This is a genomic window from Halomonas sp. S3-1-1 (assembly GCF_023757625.1).
Lineage (GTDB): Bacteria > Pseudomonadota > Gammaproteobacteria > Pseudomonadales > Halomonadaceae > Vreelandella.
In genome coordinates this window covers 384,276-390,701 of record NZ_JALGBZ010000004.1, presented here as the reverse complement: position 1 = coordinate 390,701, position 6,426 = coordinate 384,276, and the positions used below count along the sequence as shown (strand labels likewise).

Here is a 6,426-nt window from a genome sequence, read left to right as displayed (position 1 = left end):
TTCGGCTGGCGGATAACGCCGTCTACGCCCACCAGCTCGCCGAGCCGCTGAGTGCCCTGATCGTGGCGCTGGCCGACGACTACACCCATATTCTCACCAGCGCCTCGACCACGGGCAAGAACGTGCTGCCGCGGGTCGCCGCGCTCAGGGACGTCAGCCAGCTCTCCGAGATCGTCGCGGTCGACGGCCCGGACACCTTCAAGCGGCCGATTTACGCCGGCAACGCCATCGCCACGGTGAAAAGCGACGACGCGCTCAAGGTGATGACCGTGCGCACCACGGCGTTTGACGCCGTGGGTAGCGACAACGCCGCCGCCATCGAAACAGTGGACACCGTGGTCGACAACGACCAGTCGCAGTTCGTCAATGAAGAGCTCGCGCAGTCCGACCGCCCGGAGCTGGGGGGCGCGAAGGTGGTGATCTCCGGCGGCCGTGGCATGGGCAATGGCGAGAACTTCAAGCTGCTCGACGGCATCGCCGACAAGCTGGGTGCGGCGGTCGGCGCCTCGCGGGCGGCGGTGGACGCAGGGTTCGTACCCAACGACATGCAGGTGGGTCAGACCGGCAAGATCGTGGCCCCGGATCTGTACATCGCGGTGGGCATCAGTGGCGCGATCCAGCACCTGGCGGGGATGAAGGACTCGAAGGTGATCGTGGCGATCAACAAGGACGAGGAAGCGCCGATCTTCCAGGTAGCGGATTACGGGCTGGTGGGGGATCTGTTCGAGCTGCTGCCGGAGCTCGAGAGCAAGCTCTAGCAGCGCAGGAGGCCCTCGAAGGCCTCTTGTGGTAACGATGTCTGCGGCCGGCGCTTGCCGGCCGTTTCGATTGTGGCACCTTTTATTTTCACCTGATTCGACTGCGAGCTGACCATGCTGAACGATCTTACCGATTCGCTGGCGCTGCCAGTGATCGGCTCTCCCATGTTCATCGTCTCCGGCCCTGAGCTCGTTATTGCCCAGTGCCAGGCCGGTATCATCGGTGCTTTTCCCGCGCTCAACGCTCGCCCGGCAGAGGCGCTGCGCCAATGGCTTGAACAGATCAGCGAGCAACTGCGGCAGTACAGCGATGAGCATCCCGACGCACCGGCGGCGCCGTTTGCGGTGAACCAGATCGTGCATCCGACCAACGACCGCCTTGAGCACGACGTGGCGCTATGCGCCGAGTTCGAGGTGCCGCTAGTGATCACCAGCCTACACGCGCCGAACCAGGTGGTGGAGCAGGTACACGCCTATGGCGGGCAGGTCTTTCACGATGTCACCACGCTGCGCCACGCTAGAAAAGCCGTCGAGGCCGGCGTGGATGGCTTGATTTTGGTCTGTCAGGGCGCCGGAGGCCACGCCGGTCGGCTCAACCCCTTCGCCTTTCTGGCGGAGGTGCGCGCCTTTTTTGATGGGCCGCTAGTGCTTGCCGGCTCGATCACACGCGGCGAGCAGATCGCGGCGGCCCGCGCCATGGGCGCTGACATGGTCTACATGGGCACCCGCTTTATCGCAACTCAAGAGGCCAACGCCGAGGCGTCGTACAAGCAGATGGTGCTGGAGGCTGCAGCGGGAGATATCGTCTACACCAATCTTTTTACCGGGGTGCACGGCAACTATCTGCGTCAGAGCATCGAGGCGGCGGGACTTGACCCGAACGCGCTTCCCGAGGGCGACAAGAGCGCCATGCGTTATGGCTCCGGCGGCAGCAGCAAGGCGAAGGCTTGGCGGGATATATGGGGTGCGGGGCAGGGCGTGGGGTCGATCGACTCACTGGAGAGCGTGGCGACCTCGGTCGCCACATTATCGCGCGATTACCGTCAGGCGTTGGACGCCTTGCGCCGGCTCTGACGAAACGCCGCGAGCCGTTCCTTGAACTCGTCTGATGCCTTGCACTGATCCTGAAGCTCGCCTTCGAGCTTCATGGTATCGACAAGAGAGAACTCCTGGGCGCTGCGAAGCGCTCGTTTGGTGGCCGCTAGCGCCTGGGATGACTGCTTGACCAGTTGGCTTGCCAGCTCACGTGCCTGAGCCACGACCTCGTTGTCGTCCACGACACGGTTGGCAAGACCCAGCGACCGGCAGCGCTCTGCATCAATGGGGGTAGCCAGTGCGGCCATCTCGAAAGCCTGAGTGTGGCCCAGTTTGCGCACCAGATGCCAGCTGGCACCGCCATCGGGAATAAGACCGATATTGATGAACGCAAGCTTCAAGTAGGCCGAGCGGCCCATTACCACCATGTCGCTTGCCAGCACGTAGGAGACGCCAATACCCGCTGCCGCTCCGCCCACCGCAGCGATCACGGGTTTCTCCATGGCCATCAGGCTTTTTAGAGCGGGCAGGAAAAGCCGCGCCAATCGTTCGCTGGCCGGCTGAGCACCGGCCTTCTCGAACTCCCCAAGGTCGGCACCGGCGCAAAACGCGCTGGCTTCGCCGCGCAGAATCACGCAGCGCGCATCAGCATTTTCGGCAACGCCTTTCAAGGCATCGCCAAGCGCCAGCGCAGTCTCTTCGTTCAAGGCGTTGCGCACGCTCGGGCGATTGATCACCACCTCGACAACGCCTTCTTCCACGGCGCTGACGGTGACCACTTCGTCGGGGTAGGACGACATGCAAAGCTCCTTAGGCAGCGTCGATTCGATCGCTGACGGTTTCAAGATGAAAATCGCAATCGCCCAGGTAGTGATCGAACATCACAAGATGCCGGGCGACGCTTGCGACATTGCACTCGTCGGTCATGCCCATGGCGCCATGTAGCTGGATCGCCTGTTCGGCGATGAAACGGGCGGATTCGCCGCAGTAGGCCTTGGCGGCGGCGATCTTATAGTCACGATCAGTAGAATCGAGCGTCAGGCTGGTGGCCGCCAGGATCGTCATGGAACGCGACTGCTCCAGGTGCAGGTGCATGTCCACCATGCGGTGCTGCAGCGCCTGAAACGTCGCAAGCGGCACGCCGAACTGTTTGCGATCCTTGAGATACTCAAGGGTCTGGTCGCAGGCGGACTCCATGGCGCCCAACGCCTGGGCGCAGAGCCCGGCCCGGCCCAAAGCGAGTACCTCGTCCAGCGCACTTTCCACGTCCTCGCTCAGGCAGTGCTCGACGCCTAACACCACGTCCTCCAGCGTCAGATCGCCGGCGCTCTGCTCGTCCATCGTGCGGTAATTGAAGCCCGATACGCCGATGCTGTCGGTGGGCACCACGAACAGCCCCAGCTTGCCGCTATCAAGTTTCGCCGTGACCAGGATAGCTGCGGCCGACTCAAGGTTCATGACCAGCGTCTTCTGGCCGGTGAGGCGCCAATGATCGTCCTCGCGGCGCGCCGTGGTGGTGATTCCCTTGGCATCGTAACGTGCGGCAACCTCTTGCCAGGCGAGCGCCAACTGATGCTCGCCGCTAAGCAGAGGGTCTAGCCAACGGGTCCGCTGCTCGGCGCTGGCCGTCAGCGCCAAAAGCTGCCCGGGCAGTACGAGTCCAAATAGGTAGGGCTGCGGTACCAGACCGCGGCCCAGAGCCTGCAGGATGATCATCAGATCGGTGCCGTCGCCATTGAGCCCGCCCACCGACTCATCGAAGGGCATATGCAGAAGGCCAAGCTCGGCAAAGCTCTGCCAAAGAGGGTCGTCGGCACCGGCTTTAGAAGCGTTAAGCATGTGGCGGCGCTGCTCGAAGGAGACCTTGTCGGCCACCAGGCGGGTCAGCGTCTCATCGAGCATGCGCTGTTCATCGGTCAATGCGAAATCCATGGCGCTCCCCTTACATACCTAGAATGGTCTTGGCGACGATGCCTTTTTGTATCTCGTTGGCGCCGCCGTAAATCGAGAGTTTGCGCCGATTGAAATACTGGGCGCTTGCCGCCGCGCTCGCGGCGTAGGCCTCGTCCAGCGGTTCATCCTGGTAGAGAAACTCGGGAAAAAACGCCACCGCGGCAGGTCCCAGCGCTCGTCGCGTCAGTTCGCTGAGTTCCTGGCGAAGTTCTGATCCACGCACTTTCAAGAGCGAGCTCTCGGCGCCGGGGGCGCCGCCGTCGCGGGCGGCGGCGATCACGCGTAGATTGGTCACCTCCAGCGCCATCAGCTCGATCTCGGCCTTGACCACGCGCTGGCGAAAGCTTGGCTGTTCGAGCAGCGGTTTGCCGCGATGCTGGATACGGCTTGCCAGCGATTTCAGGTGGACGAGCGCCTGCTTGGCATGGCCAAGCCCGGCGATACCGGTGCGTTCGTGGGTGAGCAGGAACTTGGCGCAGGTCCAGCCCTGGCCCTCTTCGCCCACCCGGTTTTCGACCGGTACGCGCACGTTGTCGAGAAAGACCTCATTGACCTCGTGGGCGCCATCGAGCGTTACGATCGGCCGCACCGTGATGCCCGGTGTCTGCATGTCGATCAGCAAGAAACTGATGCCGGCCTGTTTCTTGGCAGCGGGATCGGTGCGCACCAGACAGAACAGCATGTTGGCGTGCTGGCCCAGGGTGGTCCAGGTCTTCTGACCGTTGACGATGTAGTGATCATCCTCGCGTACCGCGCGAGTGTTGAGACTCGCAAGATCCGACCCGGCGCCAGGCTCAGAGTAGCCTTGGCACCACCAGTCCTGGTTATCGAGAATGCGCGGCAGGTAGCGCGCCTGCTGCTCGGCGGTGCCGAACTTCATGATAACCGGTGCCACCATGTTGACGCCGAAGGGCACGACGGTCGGCGCGTGAGCGGCGGCGCACTCTTCATCGAAGATATGGCGCTGTACCGGGCCCCAGCCCGGGCCGCCGTGCTCGACGGGCCAGTTGGCGGCCAGCCACCCCTGGCGGCTCAGTATGTTCTGCCAGCGCAGGTGATCATCGGCGCGTAGGTGTCGGCCAAGGCGCACGCGCTTTCGAATGTCGTCAGGCAGCGAGTCGGCGAGAAACTCGCGAACCTCGGCGCGAAAGCGCTGCTCTTCGGTGGTAAAGGTCAGGTTCATGACGACTCCTTGTCGCTCAGCGTGGCCTGTCGGTGTGGACCACCGAGCGCGCGCGGATAGTCGAGCGCCTCGACGGCCAGCAGGTCGATATCGGCGGGGCGAAAACATTCGCCGCGCTCGGCGATGCCCAAGCTTGCGGCTTCAAGTGAGGCCCGCTTCTCACCTGCAGAGGCGTTCTCGAGAGCGCCCTTGAGCGTGGCCAGTATGCTGTGACGGCGGCTTGCAACCACGTTGACGCGCAGTGCCTTGAGCGTCAGCGCGGTGCGCTGGTGGGCAAGCGCGTCATCGTTGCAGTCGACCAGCTCGTGAAAAGCACCGGTGTTGGCGAGGATCAAGCCAAGCCCGGTGTCGGGGCAGCCGTCCGAGGCGCTTTGAAGTGTGACGCGAACGGCGCCTGGCGGGCAGGCGTCACTCTCTGCGTTCGGGGCGATCAGGCAGAGCTCGGTTTGCGCATCCGGCGCCTCGAGTAGCGAGATATTGGCGCGGGAAACGGCTTTCGAAAGCGCTTCGAATAACGGGTGCTCGCCGATGAGCGCCACACGCTCGAAGGGAGTCGCGTCTTCAACGCCGCTGACCAGATGCGGGCTGCGCGCGGCAAAGAATAGATGAATCAGGCCGGCACGCTGGGGGGAGTCCATGCAGGCCAGAAACAGCTCGCGTTCGCGCTTGAGCCCTTCGGCGAGCGTCGTCGCGGTAGTAGAGGCTTCTACGGCCTCAATGATGCGAAAGGGCGAGAAAAGATCGGGCGTTTCACTTTGAAGTCGATCACGGGTTGTCGTCACGGCTTCCGGGTCCGCCTGCGGGGCGGGCAGCTCGCCGGTGACGCGCGGCGTGATACGCCCGGCCAAGGCCTCGCGCGCTGCCTCGAGGCCCGCCTCCAGTGGCGTCTGGGCATCGCTCAAAGCGTCGATAATGTTCGCGTGGAGCGCTTCATCGGTATTCACGAAACGTCCGCTGGTAATGATGTCCAGCGCAAGCTTAACGCCGGTCAGGCGCGGCAGGCGCTGGGTGCCGCCGGCGCCGGGCAATAGCCCCAACTTTACCTCCGGCAGGCCGACACGCGTGCCTTCAAGCGCTACGCGATAGTGACAGGCTAGCGCCACCTCGAGCCCGCCGCCCAGGGCCGTGCCATGTAGTGCTGCGATCAGCGGCTTGGGACAGGCCTCCAATGCGTTGATGACGTCAGGAAGCACCGGAGGCTTCGACGGTTTTCCGAATTCACGAATGTCGGCACCGGCGATAAATGTTCGCCCCTTGGATAAAAGCACCAGAGCCTGGGTTTGCGGGTCGGCAATGCCTTCCTCGAGCGCCGCGATCAAGCCGCTGCGAACCGCGTGACCCAGTGCGTTCACCGGCGGGTTGTCGATTTCAATGACGCCAATATCCCCTTGGCGCTGGTAAGAAACGGTCATGGCTTTCTCGCTTGAATAAATGATGGATCGTCAAATCATGGCGAATGCGACGCAGCGAGTCAATATAGCGAAACCATATTCCGCC

General features: G+C 63.2%; 6 protein-coding genes. 2 read left to right on the top strand and 4 right to left on the bottom strand.

What is annotated here, in order from left to right; all coding sequences use genetic code 11:
* Both MQW23_RS14425 and MQW23_RS14420 read left to right on the top strand, forming a co-directional pair.
* A partial coding sequence (locus MQW23_RS14425) for an electron transfer flavoprotein subunit alpha/FixB family protein (RefSeq protein WP_252108892.1) occupies positions 1 to 758 on the top strand: 758 nt, incomplete at its 5' end.
* A 114-nt stretch (positions 759 to 872) separates the two neighbouring features.
* On the top strand, positions 873 to 1,832 hold the full coding sequence (locus MQW23_RS14420) for an NAD(P)H-dependent flavin oxidoreductase (protein ID WP_252108891.1): 960 nt from the start codon (positions 873 to 875) through the stop codon (positions 1,830 to 1,832).
* Here MQW23_RS14420 and MQW23_RS14415 read toward each other — a convergent pair.
* The 4 genes from MQW23_RS14415 to MQW23_RS14400 are packed head-to-tail and all read right to left on the bottom strand — an operon-like array spanning position 1,802 to position 6,341.
* Positions 1,802 to 2,593 (bottom strand): enoyl-CoA hydratase/isomerase family protein, encoded by a 792-nt coding sequence (locus tag MQW23_RS14415; protein ID WP_252108890.1) that lies wholly within the window; start codon positions 2,591 to 2,593, stop codon positions 1,802 to 1,804. The two genes, MQW23_RS14420 and MQW23_RS14415, sit on opposite strands and share 31 nt — an antisense overlap.
* A 10-nt stretch (positions 2,594 to 2,603) precedes the next feature.
* Entirely contained in the window at positions 2,604 to 3,725 is a 1,122-nt protein-coding gene (locus MQW23_RS14410) for an acyl-CoA dehydrogenase family protein (RefSeq protein ID WP_252108889.1), read from the bottom strand.
* Positions 3,726 to 3,735: 10 nt separating this feature from the next.
* A complete protein-coding gene (locus MQW23_RS14405; protein ID WP_252108888.1) occupies positions 3,736 to 4,929 on the bottom strand; it encodes an acyl-CoA dehydrogenase family protein in 1,194 nt (397 codons plus the stop codon).
* Complete coding sequence (locus MQW23_RS14400; protein WP_252108887.1) at positions 4,926 to 6,341, bottom strand: enoyl-CoA hydratase/isomerase family protein; 1,416 nt, start codon at positions 6,339 to 6,341, stop codon at positions 4,926 to 4,928. Before MQW23_RS14400 ends, MQW23_RS14405 begins: the two co-directional genes overlap by 4 nt.
* Positions 6,342 to 6,426: the final 85 nt, after the last annotated feature.